The organism is Spiroplasma diminutum CUAS-1, from assembly GCF_000439455.1.
GTDB classification, from domain to species: Bacteria; Bacillota_I; Bacilli_A; order Mycoplasmatales; family Mycoplasmataceae; genus Spiroplasma_A; species Spiroplasma_A diminutum.
In genome coordinates, this window is the sequence record NC_021833.1 from 881209 (window position 1) to 899152 (window position 17944).

15 protein-coding genes are annotated in these 17944 nt (G+C 26.7%); 1 reads left to right on the forward strand and 14 read right to left on the reverse strand.

The features are described from left to right. Positions 1–31 precede the first annotated feature (31 nt). The 4 genes from fusA to SDIMI_RS04145 all read right to left on the reverse strand — a co-directional run bounded on the left by fusA (position 32) and on the right by SDIMI_RS04145 (position 3932). On the reverse strand, positions 32–2101 hold the full coding sequence (fusA, locus tag SDIMI_RS04130) for an elongation factor G (RefSeq protein ID WP_020836731.1): 2070 nt from the start codon (positions 2099–2101) through the stop codon (positions 32–34). A gap of 23 nt (positions 2102–2124) precedes the next feature. Further along, the gene (rpsG, locus tag SDIMI_RS04135; RefSeq protein WP_020836732.1) at positions 2125–2592 is read right to left on the reverse strand and encodes a 30S ribosomal protein S7; all 468 of its coding nucleotides are present in this window, start codon (positions 2590–2592) and stop codon (positions 2125–2127) included. A 52-nt stretch (positions 2593–2644) separates the two neighbouring features. Beyond that, positions 2645–3064 carry a 30S ribosomal protein S12 gene (gene rpsL / locus SDIMI_RS04140; RefSeq protein ID WP_020836733.1) on the reverse strand — a complete coding sequence of 140 codons (420 nt, stop codon included), beginning with the start codon at positions 3062–3064 and terminating at the stop codon, positions 2645–2647. A 109-nt stretch (positions 3065–3173) separates the two neighbouring features. Then, on the reverse strand, positions 3174–3932 hold the full coding sequence (locus tag SDIMI_RS04145; protein ID WP_020836734.1) for a hypothetical protein: 759 nt from the start codon (positions 3930–3932) through the stop codon (positions 3174–3176). A gap of 81 nt (positions 3933–4013) precedes the next feature. Between SDIMI_RS04145 and SDIMI_RS04150 the strand changes: the two genes are divergently transcribed. Continuing rightward, entirely contained in the window at positions 4014–5138 is a 1125-nt protein-coding gene (locus tag SDIMI_RS04150; protein WP_020836735.1) for a hypothetical protein, read from the forward strand. A 24-nt stretch (positions 5139–5162) separates the two neighbouring features. Here SDIMI_RS04150 and SDIMI_RS04155 read toward each other — a convergent pair whose 3' ends face one another. The 10 genes from SDIMI_RS04155 to SDIMI_RS04200 form a co-directional block, all read right to left on the reverse strand. After that, on the reverse strand, positions 5163–5357 hold the full coding sequence (locus SDIMI_RS04155; RefSeq protein ID WP_020836736.1) for a hypothetical protein: 195 nt from the start codon (positions 5355–5357) through the stop codon (positions 5163–5165). 76 nt (positions 5358–5433) lie between these two features. Beyond that, complete coding sequence (locus tag SDIMI_RS04160; RefSeq protein ID WP_020836737.1) at positions 5434–6114, reverse strand: hypothetical protein; 681 nt, start codon at positions 6112–6114, stop codon at positions 5434–5436. Positions 6115–6154: 40 nt separating this feature from the next. Further along, complete coding sequence (locus SDIMI_RS04165; RefSeq protein ID WP_020836738.1) at positions 6155–8686, reverse strand: DUF3054 domain-containing protein; 2532 nt, start codon at positions 8684–8686, stop codon at positions 6155–6157. A 12-nt stretch (positions 8687–8698) separates the two neighbouring features. Next, positions 8699–10909: a hypothetical protein gene (locus SDIMI_RS04170; protein WP_020836739.1), complete on the reverse strand. Its 2211-nt coding sequence runs from the start codon at positions 10907–10909 to the stop codon at positions 8699–8701. A gap of 314 nt (positions 10910–11223) precedes the next feature. Continuing rightward, complete coding sequence (locus tag SDIMI_RS04175; protein WP_020836740.1) at positions 11224–12522, reverse strand: hypothetical protein; 1299 nt, start codon at positions 12520–12522, stop codon at positions 11224–11226. Further along, positions 12515–13351 carry a peptide chain release factor N(5)-glutamine methyltransferase gene (gene prmC / locus SDIMI_RS04180; RefSeq protein WP_020836741.1) on the reverse strand — a complete coding sequence of 279 codons (837 nt, stop codon included), beginning with the start codon at positions 13349–13351 and terminating at the stop codon, positions 12515–12517. Before prmC ends, SDIMI_RS04175 begins: the two co-directional genes overlap by 8 nt. 2 nt (positions 13352–13353) lie before the next feature. Next, positions 13354–14439: a peptide chain release factor 1 gene (gene prfA, locus SDIMI_RS04185; protein ID WP_020836742.1), complete on the reverse strand. Its 1086-nt coding sequence runs from the start codon at positions 14437–14439 to the stop codon at positions 13354–13356. Positions 14440–14448: 9 nt separating this feature from the next. Further along, positions 14449–15051 carry a thymidine kinase gene (locus tag SDIMI_RS04190; RefSeq protein ID WP_020836743.1) on the reverse strand — a complete coding sequence of 201 codons (603 nt, stop codon included), beginning with the start codon at positions 15049–15051 and terminating at the stop codon, positions 14449–14451. Between the two features lie 14 nt (positions 15052–15065). After that, entirely contained in the window at positions 15066–16013 is a 948-nt protein-coding gene (locus SDIMI_RS04195) for a DHH family phosphoesterase (protein ID WP_020836744.1), read from the reverse strand. A gap of 9 nt (positions 16014–16022) precedes the next feature. Beyond that, on the reverse strand, positions 16023–17873 hold the full coding sequence (locus SDIMI_RS04200) for a hypothetical protein (RefSeq protein WP_020836745.1): 1851 nt from the start codon (positions 17871–17873) through the stop codon (positions 16023–16025). Positions 17874–17944: the final 71 nt, after the last annotated feature.

Sequence of the window (17944 nt, forward strand, 5' to 3'; positions counted from 1 at the left end):
TACAATATTTTTTTTATTTGATGAACAAGGATTATTTACCTTGTTTTTTAATAATTTCTTCAGCAATGTTTTTTGGAGCTTCATTATAATGACTGAAAATCATTGTATAATTTCCACGCCCTTGTGTAAATGAACGCAATTCTGTTGCATATCCAAACATTTCTGATAGAGGTACTTTAGACTTAATTGTCTGTGCATTACCTCTTTGTTCTGATCCTTCAATTAGACCACGTTTTGATGATATGTTACCCATAACATCTCCGTAATATTCATCAGGAACAGTCACTTCAACTGACATAATTGGTTCTAAAAGAACTGGTCCAACTTTTTTAGCAGCTTCTTTTAATGCCATTGATGCAGCAATTTTATATGCCATTTCGTTTGAGTCGACATCATGATATGATCCATCAACAATTGTTGCTTTAACGTCTATCATTGGGAAACCAGCAATTACCCCGTTTTGTAAGGCATTTTCAAGTCCTACTCTAGCAGCATTGATGTATTCTTTTGAGATTTTACCCCCAACAATTTTATCAACTCATTCAAACCCTTTATCATGGTTTGGTTCAAATTCAATCACAACGTGACCGTATTGTCCACGTCCTCCTGATTGTTTAACATATTTACCTTCAACTTTTGCAGAACCTTTAATTGTTTCACGGTATGAAACCTGAGGCGCTCCAACGTTTGTTTCAACTTTGAATTCTCTTTTTAAACGGTCAACAATAATGTCTAAGTGTAATTCACCCATTCCGGCAATGATTGTTTGTCCTGTTTCTTCATCAGTATAAGTTCTGAAAGTTGGATCTTCTTCTGATAATTTATTCAATGATAATCCTAATTTTTCTTGATCAGCTTTAGTTTTTGGTTCTAATGCTAAATGAATAACTGGTTCTGGGAACACCATTGATTCTAAGATAATTTCATTTTTTTCATCTGTTAAAGTATCTCCTGTTGTTGTATCTTTTAATCCAACAGCAGCTGCGATATCTCCAGCATAAACTTCTTCAATTTCTTCACGATTATTGGCATGCATTTTTAATAAACGTCCAACACGTTCTTTTTTATCTTTAGTTGCGTTTAATACATAACTTCCTTTTGTTAATATTCCTGAGTAAACTCTGAAGAATGTTAATTTACCAACAAATGGGTCAGTCATAATTTTGAAAGCAAGTGCTGCAAACGGTTGATCATCTGCTGCTTTTCTTTCTGCTTCTTCACCATTTGGTAAAATTCCTTTAATTGCAGGAACATCTAATGGTGATGGTAAATAATCAACAACTGCGTCTAATAATAATTTAACACCTTTGTTTTTGAAAGCTGACCCAGCTAGTACTGGGAAAAATTCAGCTGATATAACACCTTTACGAATTGCTGATTTTAATTCTGGAATAGTGATTTCTTCACCATCTAAGAATTTCATCATTAATTCTTCATCATATTCAACAGCTTTTTCAACTAATTCAGCTCTCAATTGTTCAGCAGTTTCTTTTAAATCTGCTGGGATTTCGATTGCTTGTGCAACTTCTTCAGCTCCACCATCAAATCCTCATGCTTTCATTTCAACTAAATCAATAATTCCGCTGAATTGGTCTTCTGCTCCAATTGGTAATTGAATTGGAGCAGCTTTTGCTCCCAATCTATCTCCGATTGTTTTAACAGAATATAAAAAGTCAGCTCCTGTTTTATCCATTTTATTTACGAAAACAACTCTCGGAACTCTGTATGTTGTTGCTTGTCTTCAAACAGTTTCAGTTTGAGGCTCAACCCCACTTTGACCGTCTAATACAGCTACAGCTCCATCAAGAACTCTTAATGATCTTTCAACTTCAACTGTGAAGTCAACGTGACCAGGAGTATCAATGATGTTAAATCTGTGATCTGCTCAGAATGCTGTTGTTGCAGCAGAAGTAATAGTAATACCACGTTCTTGTTCTTGAGCCATTCAGTCCATTTGTGATTCACCTTCGTGAGTTTCACCAATTTTATGAATTCTACCTGTGTGGAATAAAATACGTTCTGTTGTTGTAGTTTTACCAGCATCAATGTGAGCCATAATACCAAAGTTACGAGTCATATCTAAACTATATTCTCTAGGCATATTCTTTTCTCCTTATTTTTCTATTATCAACGATAATGTGCAAATGCTTTATTAGCTTCAGCCATCTTGTGAGTATCCTCACGTTTTTTAACTGATCCACCAACTCCGTTTGATGCATCAATAATTTCATTTGCAAGTCTATCAATCATTTCTTTTTCATTTCTTAATCTTGAATAATTAATTAATCATCTTAATGCTAAAGTAACTTTTCTGTCTGTTGATACTTCAACAGGAACTTGATAGTTTGCTCCCCCAATACGACGAACTTTTAATTCTAAATGAGGTTTGATGTTTTCAATTGCTTTATCAAAAATTTCAATTGGACTTGTATCAGTCTTTTCTTTTATTTTTTCAAATGCTTTATATAAGATGTGTTGAGCTGTTCCTCTTTTACCATCTAACATAATTTTATTAACTGCTCTAGTAACTAATTTTGAGTTATATATTGGATCTGGTAACACGTCTCTTTTTTCTGCTTGATGTTTACGCATAGTTAGTATCTCCTTTCTTATTGAATATTGTTATAATGTGAATTACACTCTATTATTTTTTCTCTTTAGGTCTTTTTGTTCCGTATAGAGAACGAGATTGCATTCTTCCGTTAACTCCAGTTGTATCTAAAGTACCACGAATTATATGATAACGAACCCCAGGTAAGTCTTTTACCCTTCCCCCACGAATAAGCACAACACTATGTTCTTGTAAATTGTGTCCTTCTCCTGGAATATAAGCTGTTACCTCCATACCGTTAGTTAATCTAACCCTTGCATACTTACGTAAAGCAGAGTTAGGTTTTTTAGGAGTCATAGTTGCAACCCTTGTACAAACACCTCTTTTTTGTGGTGCTGAAACTCTAGTTACTTTTTTTAATAAAGTATTAACTCCTCTATTCAAAGCAGGAGCTTTAGTTTTTCATGTTTTTGCTTTTCTTGGTTTTCTAACTAATTGATTTATTGTTGCCATTTTAAGGTTCCTCCTTTCCACAATACCGAGTGTATTGTAATCACACAAAATATATTATATATCAAAAAATGAGTTAAAAATTAATTTTTAACTCATTTTAATTAGTTTTTTAATTATATAAAACTATATTGGGCATAATATTATCAAATACTTGTTGATTCATCATACCTTCTTGTAAAGGATAAATTAATATTAATTCTAAAAGGAAAACCATTAAATAATATGTATTCATGTATTCCATAAATATTTCTATTCTTTTTGATGATAATTCATCTTCATTAATATTTGAAGCTCTTTTATAAGAATTATTATAGTTCTGATTAAATTCAAGAATATTATCCATAAGTTTGGCAAAAGCTGCTTGTGCATCTTGTTTTGAAACAACCTTTAAAAATTCATTAATTGATTTAAATACTTGATGAGTATCTTGATCCAAATCTAATTCCTTATACTTTTCAAGTAATTCGTTTGTCTTAACACCAAATGCTTGTACTGCTGTTGCAACAATAATATCTATACCTTTTGAATTATTTATAACTTCTTTTTCTACATTCTCTTTTTCAAGATTTACATCAATTGATATAAGAACAATAATAGAATTTTGGAGAATTGACATCAAGTGATTCAATATTATTAATTTGTCTTGATTTCCATCAAGTACGATTCAATCTCCAAAAGTTTTGTCAAATTCTTGACCAAATAATTCAATTTCTTCTCTTGTTGAAAGTTGACTATTTTTATTTATAAATTCCTCTATATTTTTTGGAATTTTAAATTCCTTTCCAATATTTACTTTCAGGTTTTCATAAACTGTATTTACTCTTTTAACAATTATTTTTTCGTAATTTATTTGTTTAATAGTTTTCATAAAAAAATCCTTTTCTATTTTTATATATAAGATAATCATACTACATTTGATATTATTATTAATAATAAGGGGGATATAAATATGGTATGAGGAGAATCAAATTCAAGAGATTTTCTTGATTGAGCTGATTTTTGCAGAAATAATGCAGTTAAATCAAGAGGGATTAATACAACAGGTGGACCTAATTTTGCATCTGATAAAAAATCTTCTCAATATAATTTTGTAAAAAATGTAATAATAAATACAATTCAAAATTATAAGAGCATAAGTGTTCAGCAATTATTTAATGTTTTACCAAATGACATAGTTGCAAACCCTACTTCAAAACATGTAATACTTCAATTATACTTTGAGGACAATTTAAAAATACAAGGTCAAGCTAAAAATAATAATGATAGAGAATCAAATTTTATATTGGTCTTTGTAAAAAAACCTCAACCACCTAAACCCGCTCCAGTTAGTTCAATTCAAAAAAAACAATCAAATATTGAAGAATTAATGGATAATAATTGACAAGCAACTGGAAGAAAGCTCGAATTTGATAAAATGGAAAGAGAAAATAGAAGTGATCTTAACATTAGTCTAAAAAGAGTTAACCCAACTTTAACAAATAAAGCTGCAGAAAAGCCAAATATTGACGTTAGAGATGTAAAAAAACCTGAACCAATTCCTGTTGAAATTCCAAGAGCAGATCCAAAAAGAGAAATACCTGAGATTATCAACTCTAATATAACATATATTCAAATACCAAAACCTAGTCCCGAAATTATAAAAGAGGAAGTTATTGCTCCGGTTAAAATGAATCTTGAATATAGACCTGAACCAATTAAGAAAGAAGTTATTATTGAAGAAAAAGTATTTTATGGACTTTCTGCATTTGATCTATACTATCTTGAAGCCTTTTTAACAGATGCTGCAATTAAAGAGAAATCAAATCAAAAAGAAATAAAAATAACAAGAGATATTTTAAAAGTTAGAGGAGATATAAAATACTCAGATGAAAAAAATTATTCTAATATTGGTAAAAAAATATTAGGTTTTATTGGTTGCATAATAATAGTTGGTATTCCAATAGTTATTGCTGCAAGTGGAAATAAGATAAGAAAAAAAGCAATTAAGACTTATAAAGAGCAATTTAAATCAAGAGGATATGACTCACTTAAAAAAGAATTAAAAGCTATTCATCCAAGAATAATTGAATTTTAAAAAAAGAACCTTACGGTTCTTTTTTTACATAGATTGTTTTTTGTAACTACTTTTTAGAATTTTAACTTCACTTGTAATATTTTTTAATTCATTTTTTTTGATTTTAATTTCTAATTTTGCTTGTTTCATTGCTTCTTTGCATTTTTCAATTTCAGTTTCTTTGTTGTCCTTTTGCTCTTTAAACTTAGCTAACTTTTCCTTTAAATCGTCTTTTGTCATTTTTATATTCTCCTTATATAAAACTCTATTTATATAGATATAAGTTTAATTTAAAAGTATATTAATGTCAAATTAACTATATTTCTTTTGCTGTAAGCAATATTCTTCCTTGCTCTTTTTTATTAATTGGCTCATATTCCATAAAGATTCTTTCTTCTCTTGGATTTAATATAAAGCAATTTTCAACTAGATTTCCTGTAGCATTTTCAAAAAGTTTTTTATATAAAAATAATTGTGCATTATATTTTTCAATATAATTTACTCTACTTGTCTTTATATCCATTATGTAATATTTTTCTTTTGATTTTAAAATTATATCTATGGTTCCGATATAATTGCAGTCAAATCCCAAATATAAGAATGTTCTTTCAGAATATATTTGATCTATCTCATATTTATAAATAAACGAATTTAATTCAGTAATAATTCGCTTAGCAATATTTATATGATTTGAATTTTTACAATCACTCGTACTCAAATTTAACTTAAAATCTTTTCTATTGTTAATTGAATCTGATATCATTTGATGAACACATTGTCCTTGTTTTATAGAATTTTCAATAATTTCTTTTTTTACAAATTTATTATGTAAAAAAGGAAAACATTTTTCTAAAATGATACTAACAAATGGCAATTCTATTTTATCTGTCTCACCTATGAAACCTTTTAAAAAGAAAGGAACTTCTTTTATATCTTCTTTTAAAATATAATTGAAATTTTCATCTCTTTTAATTATTTGTGTTAATTCGTATTGCATAAATTACTCTCCTAAATATACATTAACAAAAAAATAATGGCTAACCATTATTTTTATTATAATTATGTCTTGTTGATAAAGAATCTATGATTGCTCTTGGAGTATTATTCTCTAAATCATTTACCATTTTTGAAATACTATCTAATTGTTGTGAGATTTTTGAAAAATCTTCAGATAATCTATCTCCGTTAAGTTTGTTACCTAAATTTTCAATTAAGTTTTCTAATTTAGACATTCTTTTTTCAATTGAATTAAGTTTTTCTAAATCTACAGAATTAGCACTAGAATCTACTTTATTCGATGAACTTTCTTTGATTTCAACTTGTGGTTTTTCATAAACATCATTATGATTCTCAATTGATTCAATATTTGAAGTTTGTGAAATAACTGTAGTATTTGAAACATTTTCATTTAAATTTAATAATGATATTGCAGGAGAATTGGCTCCTGATAAACCATATTCTTCTTCATAATTCATTTCTGGTTCAAATGATACTGGATTTATAACATCTGAAATATTTTCTAAAACACTTTCATTAAAAATTGGTGGTGTAGATATAGTTGTATCTGAATTTATATTTACAACTTCCTCTTTTTGGTGACCAGTTTCCTTCATTTCTTTCATGATAACTTGAGCTGCAAGGTCTGGTTGATCAAAATTGAAATCTGAATAAACCATATCCTTATCTGAATCAGAAATATCTGACTGGTCAAGTTGGCTTAAATCCATATTAACAGCTCTTGCCATTTTTTCTCTTACAAACTCTTCTTCAAGCCCATTTGTTTTTAGTGTTTCATCATGACTTAAAGTTTGGGGAGCTATAAACTCCTCTACTTTATCTTCATTTGAAATTTCAAGTTCCTTTTGATCAGAACCAAGAATCATATTTGTCTCAAAAACTGGTAAAGTCGAAACAGTTGTTCCTGGCGCACCATTTGCAATTTCTTCTTTTTGTTCTTGAGCCTTTTTCATGTCTTTCATGATAACTTGAGCTGCAAGGTCTGGTTGATCAAAATTAAAATCTGAATAAACCATATCCTTATTTGAATTAGCTGGATCGCTTGACTCAGGTAGTTGTTCAATTGTCATATTAACAGCTTTTGCCATTTTTTCTTTAATAAACTCAGCTTCCAATCCTTGAGCTTTTATTGAAGTACCATGAACTATAGTTTGAGGAGCTACAAATGTTCCTAAAACTTCATTGACTTCACCTTTTTTAATTTCTTTCTCAACTTCAATTTCAAATGAAGGTGGAGCAGAAATTGTTGTTCCTGGAGTTGCATTTACAATAGATTGTTTTTGGTCTTGAACCTTTTTCATGTCTTTCATGATAACCTGAGCTGCAAGGTCTGGTTGATCAAAATTAAAATCTGAATAAACCATATCCTTATTTGAATTAGCTGGATCACTTGATTCAGGAAGTTGTTCAATTGTCATATTAACAGCTTTTGCCATTTTTTCTTTAATAAACTCAGCTTCCAATCCTTGAGCCTTTATTGAAGTGCCATGAACTATAGTTTGAGGAGCTACAAATGTCTGAGGTACACCTGGTTTATTTCCACCAGAATATCTCTCATGTAATTTTTCAATTTCCTCATCTACTGAAGTTGATTCTTCTCCACCAAAAGCAGTAGTTGCTTCAGATATTGAAGTTGATTTAAAGTTTGCATCAATGGTATTATCATCAATTGTCATATACTCAATACTATAATTTTGTGATATTCTAAGTTTTGCTCCTAGACGATTAACTTTCATAACATTGAAATTAAATTTACTAATCACTTTGGTTAATTCTTTTTCATTTAGATTTTGCATATTTGCTTCAATCTGTTTTCTTTGAATTTCCAATTTTGCTTTATAATCTTTTCATTTTAGATAATACTTTTTAGCTTTACCCTCTTTATAAAAATTTTCTAGCTGTTCTTCAGCTGATTTTGGCAACGCAGAATTATCATTTACTTTTGTTTGATCGTTTTCTTCTTGAAAATCCTCTATTTGGTTTTTCAAATCTACGTTGCCAGTTAACTTTCCCTCTTTTGATACCTCTTTTTCAAATTTTCTTTCTTCTTTGTAAATTGAAATTAGGTTTCTTTCTTCGGCATAATTATTTAATGCCTCTGAATCAAATAAAACAACTTCTAACATAATAAATGCTATTAAAATTAAACTTGCTACAATAACAAATATTAATTGACCTGTTAATAACAATAAAACACCTGTAATAACTAATGTTACTTTAACAAATGGTTTTGAAACTTTTTGATGTTTTCTTAATCTTACTAATTCAATAATTGATAGTGTAATTAAAACGATTGCAACAACTATTGCAATTACTAATCAAGTAATCACTGTTACTTTATTAGCTGGCTCTGCTGACGGATAAAATACAGCATTGTTTCCATAAACTGGTGCAAATAATGGTTTTGTTAATACAGACAACATTTTAATAATAAACGGTATTGGTTTTGCTGATGTTAACATTAAAACTAATGTTGAAGTACCAAACAGTAATAATCCTGTTGATGCTGCTAATGTTAATGATCAAGCACATATAATAAATATAGCAAACATATTTCTTTCCTCCTAATTTTTCAGTTTTTCCCAGTTGCCTGGAACTGAAATTAATTTTGTATCTCTATTCTTGTTTATCTCATTTGCTGAAGACTCTTCAATATTTATTGGTCCATTTTTTGATAAACTTACATTTAAATTATTTAACTTTCCTTCGATTTCGCTTCTTGGTCTCGGGTCAGTATTTCTATTTGTTCTTGTAGCTAATGATGATTTGTATCTATCCATATTTTCGAATGGATTTGCATAAGGATTTAATTTCATTTCTTTTTTAGAAAGTATTGATGGGTCAAATCCTGATTCACCCTTTCTTTGAAGCCTAGCTAATTCTTCACGCTTTTCTTGTTCTAAAATTTCATTTTTTTGTTTTTCAAGTACTTGATCAACATGAATTCTTAGATTTGAATCAATTCCTGGATCGTATTCTTCTTCTTGTTCTTCAAATTCATATTCATTATGAATTTCTGAAAACCTAGGAAGCTGAGTCGAATTATATTCCTCAGTGAAATTGTTATTAGATATTCCTGGTATATTTCCAGTAAACTTGCTATCAGTTTTATCGTAAGTTAACTTGATTTCACCTTCATCTTGAGTTTCAAACATATCTATGGAAACATCTTTTAATTCTTTATGAAAGAATTGATCTAAATTTCCTTGATTTTCATTGTTTTGTATTTCTAGATTTTGTAAAGTTGCTTTCTCATAGTTAAAGGGCTCTTCATGATAATTATTAAATTGTTGAAAATTTTGATAATTATCATTTTGATAGTGATTTTTTATTTGATTTGAGTTCTGATAATTTTCATATTGCAATTGTTCGTTCAATTGATTAATATGCTGATACTCTTCAATCAAATTATTTTCATATTGTTTTTCATTAATTATTTTTTTAGTTACACTTGAAATTAAAGCAATATCTGAAACAATGTAGTCATAATTGTCAATTATTTCTTCAATTCTATTTATGTCCAATAAAGAGTAATCAATATTTGTTATACAAGATACATTCGGTATTTCCATAATTAGATTTTGAATAAATTCATTAATTAATAATATTTTATCTAGACTAATATTTTGCAAATTATTTAAAATAACATTAATTGGTTCATTAAAATTATAAGAATCAAATAAATTATTAAATTCTTCTATAAATAATTTAATAGGATCTGCAGATAGATTTAACAATTCAAGAATATAATCTATTTCAGAATTAGTTTTACCTCAATCTGTTGCTGCTAGAAGTAGAGAAGTCTTTTCTCATAATGACCTTTTATCTTCTATATTTATTTTGTCTGGTAAATTATTAATAATTCTTTTTAATATAAATAAACAAGGAGAAGAATACTGAATTGTTTTTTCTAAATCAAGTTCTATTAGATTCTCTAACGTATTTTTATCAATTAGCGATTCATTGTTTATTATTAATATGTTTTTAAATTTATCTGAATTTTGGCTCTTTAATTCAATATATTCGTTTGAATTAATTATCTTATCATTAATAATTTCAATTTCTTCTGTTTGAAAGAAATCATCATATTTTTCATCAAATTCAGTTTGTGATAATAAATCATCTTCTTGTCTATTTTGACCTTGTTCTTCAATTTTATTATTAAATGAATCAATTTGTTTTTCAAAATTTATAGTAGGTTGTGAAATATCTTTCCCCATTATTGTTTCCCTATTAAAAGGAGGAATATTTGATTCAAAACTCATGTTATGATTTGGTTTAACTTGTTCTGAAATTAATTCTCTATTAAAAGGAGGAATATTTGATTCAAAGTTCATATTAGATTGAGGTAGAGAGTGATGATCAAATGAATTTACCTGCTGATTAGCAGAATTATTTTGATTAAAATTTGTCTGATTATTAGAAAATATTGGAAATTCCATTGGGGTATAATCCTTATTTGAAGCTAATCCGATTTCCTTTTCAAAGTCTTCCATAGTTCTATTTGAAGAAGCTGTTGGAATTTGATAATTATTATTCGATTCGGGTAAATTATCAAAACTATTATCAATTGCCATACCAAAAGGGGGCACTTTGTTTTGATTTGATTCTCCAATCAAAGTTTTAATAAAAGAAGGTACTACAGCCTTATCATCTGTAAATCCCATTTGTGCACCTAATCTTGCGTACTTTTCTCTTTCTTTTTCAACTTCAAGACGCTTTTTCTCTTCATCTTCTCTTTTCTTTCTCATTCTTTCGAACGGATTTACATACATATGGAAACCTCCTAATCTCAATGTTATTATACCATATTTTTTTAATTTTTTTACCCTAATTCATTGCAATATACTATCTTGTTTGATATGATATATACCTTTTTTTAGTGAAAATTTAAATAAATTAAAAAGAAGAAGTAGATAAATTAGCAATTTTTACTGTTTAAAAACCCCGTCTTTTTTGATATTAACTTTTTACAAAATAATTATAACATAAAAAAATAATATATATTACACTAGTGTAAATATAAAATCAAATTTTTTTTAAAAAAAATATAATAAAAAAACCCTTAAAATAAGGGTTTTAAAACTTTTTATAAATTATTACTTACCTTTTTGAATTTTACGCCAAGAATTATATATATAGTTGCTAAAAAACTAATACTTATAATTGTTTGTGAAATATATTTTAACCCAGATAATCATGGATCAGGCATTTCATTGTTTATAAAAGGAAAACCATATACTTCCTTTAAATATTTAGATTCCAAAGCTATTTTTGGAATTGTAATTGTTCCCTGATTTCAATAATTAGTTATCTTTTGTGCTTCATGAGATGAATACGCAATTACGATAAGAACAAATATTATTTCTACTAATAAAAGAATATATTGCATTGCAAAACTATATTTTGATCTGTTTCAATTTTGCACATAAGCAACAATTGAAATAAGTATATTAGATATTAAAAATCCTGATACTATTATTGGTAAGAATTTTATTACAAAATAAGAACTTTTAATTGTTTCACTTGATAATGTATCAATATTTTTATAAAGATCAGTTACTATAAATGTTCAATTAAGCATTGATCCCATTTTTGAATTAAAAACAGACATATTAATAATATAAATTAATGGAGTTATAAAAACTAAAGTTGTTCCAATTATTAATCAAAATAATATATTTTTTGTATCATTTAATGAAAATTTGGAAATTAGTTCTTTGATACCAGACCTATTAATACTTTTTGAAACTGTAAGAATCTGATTATTATTCTTATTATTTCTTAATCAAATACTGAAAAATAATATTACAAATATAATTTTCAGAATAGCTAGTCATCAAGTTAAACTATCATTTGACCATTTAAATTTTGTAATACCTTTACCATATATTTCTATAAATCCTAAGCGTAACTTTTCAATTGCATCATCATTTTCCAATTTTAATCCTTCATCATTATTAATTAAAAAATCATATAAATAATAAAATCTAGAATAAGAAAATTCAGAGACCGCTATTAATACAATTGAAAGTATTGCCAAGAAACCTATTATAACTATATATGATATTTTTTTGAAGTCAGATATTTTTGCTTTTAAAATTAAACCTAAAAAGGCTATCATTATTAAAGCACTAATTATTAAAGAAAGAGACACTCAAGAGTTAATCATTATACTTGAATAACTTACAATAACATTTCTACCAAAGTTTTCTTTGATAATATCAATGTTATCAAAGTAATAGTCTAAGGCTTTATTAATATTAATGATTACGATATATGTCACTGTTGGAATTAATAAAAGTAAAAAAACTATAGTAAATCTTCTAATAAGTTTTGCACTATTCTTGAATTTTTCAATTACAAAGTTATCTAAACTCTTATTCATAATTCTCCTTAGATGTAATAGTAAACACTCTTCAATTATTTGAATAGTCCTTTTTAAAATCTATTCTATATTTTACTATTAATGGAGAAAAAAGATATTTAATTTCTTTCTTTTGTTGAAATCCAAATTCACATATAATAATTAATTTTTTATTTAATTTGAAAAGATCATCTAAGGAATTAAATAAAATCTTATAAAACTCTAAGCCATTATTTTTTGCAAATAAAGCTATATTTGGTTCATATTTTTTTACGTTTTCTGAAATATTTTGATCACTTATATCAATATAAGGAGGATTAATTGCAATAATATCTGGAATTATATTTGTCTTTTTAAAGACATCCAAAAAATCCGCTTGTAAAACAGTAGCCTTCTGATTAAATTTTTTCAAGTTTATTTTAGCAACCTCTAATGCCTTTTCTGAAATATCACTTAGTACTAAATTAAATTTTGAATTTATATTTTTCACTGTTATACCAATACAACCACTTCCACAGCAAATATCAAATATATTTTTTTCGTTTATATCATATTTTAAAATCTCATCAACAATTAATTCAGTTTCTGGTCTTGGAATTAAAACATTTTCGTTTACAAAAAAATCAAACTTATAAAAATATTTATTTCCAGTTAGATAAGCAATTGGCTTTTTTGAAGATTTGAAATTATTTACTAATGTCAAAAATAAATCTGATTCTTCCTTTGATAATTGATTATCCATTACAAAGTTTAAATCAGATTTATTTGTTATATAAATAATTATTTCTTTAAATTCAGCTAATGTAAAAAAAGTTGGAACATATTGAGTTTTTAATTCATTTACAGTCATAATTATTCCTCTATTTGTTGAGTAATTAATTGTCTTTGTTCATCGTTAACTAATTCAACAATGATTTCATCTAAATTACCTTCCATAACTTGATCTAATTTATTTAAAGTTAAATTAACTCTATGATCTGTTACTCTATTTTGTGCATAGTTATAAGTTCTTATTTTTTCACTTCTTGCCCCAGTACCAACGGCGTTTTTTCTTAAACTTGCAGCTTCTGTTTGTTGTTTTTCTAATTCTGCTTCATATACTCTTGCTCTTAATAAAGTCATTGCTTTATCTTTATTATCATGTTGGCTTCGTCCATCTTGTGATGCTGCAACAATTCCAGTAGGAATGTGTGTAATTCTAACAGCTGAATCAGTTGTATTAATATGTTGACCACCTGCTCCTGATGCTCTATAAGTATCTATTCTTAAATCTGCATTTTTAATTTCCACCTCAACATCACTTACTTCTGGAAGTACTGCTACTGTAGCAGTTGATGTTTGAATTCTCCCTTTTGATTCGGTTTTTGGAACTCTCTGTACTCTATGACTACCAGATTCAAATTTCATTTTTGAATAAACTTTATCACCTTTAAGCATAAATGATATTTGACTAAAACCCCCTGCTGCAGATTCATTTACATCCATAACTTCAATTTTTCAGTTATTTTTCTCTGCATATTTTGTGTATAGTCTAAATAAGTCACCTGCAAATATATTTGCTTCATCTCCACCTGCTGCACCCCTAATTTCAAAAATAACATTTTTATCATCGTTTGGGTCCTTAGGTAGTAAAAGTAAATCAAGTTGTTCTTCGATTATAATAATAGCTTCTTGTGCCTCTTCTAATTGAAGTTTAGCAAGACTTCTCATTTCATCATCTTTCTCAGTTTCCAAAATTTCTTTTGATTCTTCAATATCTTGATTAACTTTTTTAAACTCTTGATATTTAGCAACGATTTCTTCTAAGTTTGATCTTTCCTTATTTAATTCTGTAAGAAGTTTAATGTCCTTTAAAGTCTCTTCTTTCTGAATTGTTTCATCAATAGAATTCGCTCTTGCTTCCATTACTTCTAAGGCTTCTAAAGTTCTCTTATTCATAATATTCTCCTATTCTGGTTTTATATAACAATGTCTACATCTAGCTTCATATTTTTCATTTGCTGAAATAACTATAATTGGTTCATCAGCTTTAGCTGGCTTGCCATCAATAATTCTCTGTGTTCTGTTTGCATTTCCACCACATTTATGACATATTGAAGTTAATTTATCAACATATTCTGCTTCAACTAATAATTTATCAACATTTTGAAATGGGTTATTTTTAAAGTCTTTGTCAAGACCATTTACAATTACTATAACTCCTTCATCTGCAATTTTTGAAATTACCTCTACAATTTTTATATCTAAAAATTGAACCTCATCAATACCAATTATATCAATTTTTTTCTTTACCTGTTCAGCTTTAAATATTTCATATAGTTCAGTACTATCTTTTACCGGAAGTGACTCTATGCTCATTCCTGAATGAGAAAATATATCTTGCTTAGAATATCTATCATCAATTAATGGTTTAAAAACTAGTACATTTTGTTGTGCATATTTGTATCTTTTAAGTCTTCTAATAAACTCTTCTGTTTTACCAGCAAACATACAGCCAGTTATTAATTCTATTCAACCTCTTTTACTATTTGGATTCATTCTGTAACTCATATTTTATTTTCTCCTTATTTTTTATTTACAAGGATTTCCAAATCCTTAACTAGAGAGTTTAACTCATCTCAATTATTAATTTTAGCACCAGAAGCTAATTTATGTCCGCCTCCATTGTAATTTATTGCAACTGAATTAATATCAAAGTCTCTGCTTCTAATTGAAACCTTTATTTTTTCATTAAATGGAGTTTTATAAGCCATTAATCAAATTTTAATTTCTTTTATACCAGAAAGAACTGATAAAGCACTTTTTATTTCTTCTTCGCCTAAGTCAATATTTTTAAATACATCTTCATCTACTTTAATTATAGCAATACTATTATTATTCTTAAATTCAGCAATTGAAAATGCTTTGTTATATCAGATTGCAAGTTCAAGGTTTTTTAAAAATAAAGAAGAATATATCTCTGTAATATTAACTCCTGACTCAATTAACAATTTTGCTGCTAAAAAAGTCTGACCATTAGTTTTTTCAAAAAGAAATCTTCCTGAATCAGTAATTAGACCAAAATATAAAAAGGTTGCAGCTTCTTTTGATATTATTAAATTTAATTCCGAAGCTCAAAGCGTTACAACCTGTGTACACGCAATTGCACTATCATCTACAATTTTATTCTCAGCAAAATTATCAACTTCTAAATGATGATCAATTTTAAAGATTTCTTTTACCTCATCTTTAAATTCAAAATCAACTCTTTCAAAATTAGCTACATCAACTGTAATTAAAATTGCGTTATTTATAATTTCTTTTGTTAATTTAGTTTCATCTATTTCTCTTAGGCCCTTATTCAGAACTTCTCCAACAACGAAAACATTTTTATCTTCAAAATTGTCTAAAATAATTTCTCTTAAACCATAAGCACTACCTTGAGTATCTCAATCTGGAGAAACATGTTTTGAAATTATTATATTTTTGTACTCTTTAATTTTTTTTAACAATATTTGTGAATTATTAAACATATATACCTCTTATAAAACTTTTAAAATAGATTCCTCTGTTATAAATAGTTTTACTTTTTCATTTGCCTCATATTTTTTAGTTGAATAAAAGTAAACTCTTAAATCATTTGTTTTAGTAATTACCTCATACATATTTGGATCAACAAAATCACTATTTGAATTAATTCTTCCACTTAGTTCTAATATAGTTGAACCATTTTCTTTTTTCTTTGTTGAAACTTTCATTGGATTAATTATAATCTGACCATTTTCTTTGAAAATAGTGCTTTGAATTTTTGTTGTTTCATTCATAGTTTCTAATTTTTTACCATCATATTTATAATTAAATCTATTGTTTTTAGCAAAGAATTCTCCCCCATATGTTGATCAATTTTTTTCTAATAATTTTTCTAAACTAGTTTGAGTAAGTTCTTGATCATTAATTATATAAACATCTTTATTCATTTCGGGAACTTCATATACACTTTCTTCAATGAATACAGAAGAAAACTTATCATCTAATTCTGATAATCTATTAATAACATTTAGAACTTCTTCCTTTTCATTTTGATTTAATTTTGAAAACACATCATAAAAAACTAAATTATATTGTTTCAAATATATAGCACTTAATAATTGAAATCAAATACCTTCTATTGTACTTATTTTGAATGAAAGAAGATTAAATTCAAATCCCAATTGCTCTGCAGTTTCATCAATAAATTTAATTGACTGTTTATAGATTGTTATAATTTCAGATTTTAATTTATTCTTTTGTTCTTTAAAATCATCAAGATTTCCTTTTTCACAATCATCATCTAAAACTCGTTTATGATATTTGTGCATAACTTCAACAATTTTTCCTCTTAATGTTGCAGCTTCATCAGATAAACCTTCAAAAAACATTTTTTCTTGTTTTCTTTTAAATTCAAATCTTTGATCAATTGATGTTTTTCTTCAAACAAACATTTCATCTAAATTTTTAATTTTCTTTTCAATTTTTTCTGATTTTCCTAACTCAAAAATAATTTGTTTTCTTAAATTTTTAATAATAAAATTATTCTTTGCAATTTTTCTTTTTACATCACTTACTTTAAGATCGATAATTTTTAATTGCTTTCTTGTAACAAAATTTGTTTGATGAAAATTTAATTCCTTTGAAAGTTTTCTTTTTTGTCTGTCTTTTAATTTTTTTGTATTATATTCACAACTACAAAGTGATGAAAGTTCCATAAATGAGTAAACTTTATCTCAAAGAGTTTGTAAAAAAGTTTGTAGAAGCTCAAGATTTTTTGTTTTTTCGACCAAGTAATAATAATCTCTAATGATAATTCTAATGTGCTCTTCTAAATTGCCATAATTCTTTAATAAATTTTTATCATTAAAGTCTACAATTTGTTCCAAAAACTCAGAAAGTCATTGTTCTTCAATTTCAACTGAGTTATTAATAAATTTGGATATCATTAACTGAACTTTATCTCTCATTTCTAAATCAGTTTTATTATTTTTAGATGTTGAAAAAGATAAATATGAATATTTAGTATTTATATAATTAATTTTAGCTTCACTATAAAAATTTTTATTTAATAGTAATGATGTATAAAGTCAAAATTTTTCAGGTCATTTTCTTAAAAGCTTATTTCCACCAATAACTGCAACTTTTCTTTTTGTTCATTGCTTATTAACTTTATCATAACCATCAATCTTAAATACTCCCGATTTTACAAGATACTTACCTTGCAAAATATTTTTAAAATTTCTTCTTAAATTTTTATCTTGGGAAATAACTGCTATTTTTTCAGAGTCCTTATTTTTAAAAGTAACTGTTTTAGGTAAAACTTTTCTATTAACAAACTTTGAATTTTGTATTGTAAAACTCATATAAAGACCTCCATAACCTTATTATTGTATAACATTTTAAATAAAAATAATAAAACTAGACTAATATAGTC